1 protein-coding gene is annotated in these 1,177 nt (G+C 59.4%); it reads right to left on the bottom strand.

The window, feature by feature from the left end; translation table 11 throughout:
* Positions 1–7: 7 nt before the first annotated feature.
* Entirely contained in the window at positions 8–985 is a 978-nt protein-coding gene (locus tag BGP85_RS12360) for an IS110 family transposase (protein WP_103466489.1), read from the bottom strand.
* Positions 986–1,177 lie beyond the last annotated feature (192 nt).

Here is a 1,177-nt window from a genome sequence, read left to right as displayed (position 1 = left end):
TCCCTCATCAAGTCAGTCTTGTTTGGATTTTTTCATACTCTTTGAGTCTCGCGTTTGCGATCACGACGATGTGTCGCATGATCGCGCCGAGGGCTGTGAGCTTTGACTTCCCAGCACCGAGCAAGCGTCTGTATGTTGTGGCGAGATGGCTGTTGCTTTGACTTGCGGCCATAGCAGCGGTGAAGAGCAGCGGTCGCAATTGCCGCCGTCCACCTGTGGCAAAGCGGCGGCCTTTGTGTGCGCCGCTGTCGCGCGCATGGGGCGCACATCCAGCCAGACTTGCTGCCTGCTTGCGATCGATGAGGCCGAGTTCCGGCATGATTGCCAGCAGCACGGGTGCGATCACCCTGCCGATGCCAGGCACGGTCTGCAGGATTGCTTTTCGATCTTTCATGCGCTTGTTGTGAGCGACGATCGTCTCGATCTGTTTGTCGATCGCCTCGATACGGCGTTTGATTTCGGCAATGTGGCCGGCAATCTCGCCTGCGATCGGCTTATTGCGCGGTGCCTTCAGGCGGTTTTCCTCCTGCACGCGCATGGAGACGAGATCGCTACGACGCAAGACGAGCAGTTTCATCTTTGCTTCGTGTGGCTGGCTCGGCCGCCAGCGTGGGAGGGAATGTGCTCGCGACAGGCCATATTCGGCGATATGGCGCGCATCGATGGGGTCTGTCTTGGCTTTGGCGCCACAGGCGCGGATGAAGGCTTTGACCCTCGCGGCGTCTGCGCGGTGGGCGGGGATGGCAAGGTCTTCGAGAACCCCAAGCAGGGCGTCCTCGTACCCGCCGGTTGCCTCGCAGATGGCGAGTGTATCGATACGTCTGGCATAAGGCTTCAGGGTGGCCTTGAGTGCAACTGCGGTGTTTTCGACGGTAACGGTCCTTCCGTTGCTGCTGTCGAAGAGTGTGACGGTTGCTTTGGAGACGTCACATCCCAAGGCGAACTGGATGGAGGCAGACTGGATTTGTACAGTGTTCGGGTTCATGATGGGGCTCCATGCTTGGCATTGTCTGCGGGCGCGGCGCAAGCCAGCCCATTCAAGTCAACAAGCGATGCGAAGCTGGTGCGGCTGCAGCCCAGGATGAGGCCGGTCGATAAGACCCATTCCTGTTCGGGCGTACAATCGCATGACCTCCGGGGTGGCCGCCTCGGAGGTCATCCAACTTCCCGAACAATA

Origin of the sequence: Pseudomonas putida, assembly GCF_002906855.1 — a bacterium.
Classification (GTDB): Bacteria; Pseudomonadota; Gammaproteobacteria; order Pseudomonadales; family Pseudomonadaceae; genus Aquipseudomonas; species Aquipseudomonas putida_N.
Note: the sequence above shows the minus strand (reverse complement) of the source record. Positions and strands in the feature narration are given on the sequence as shown.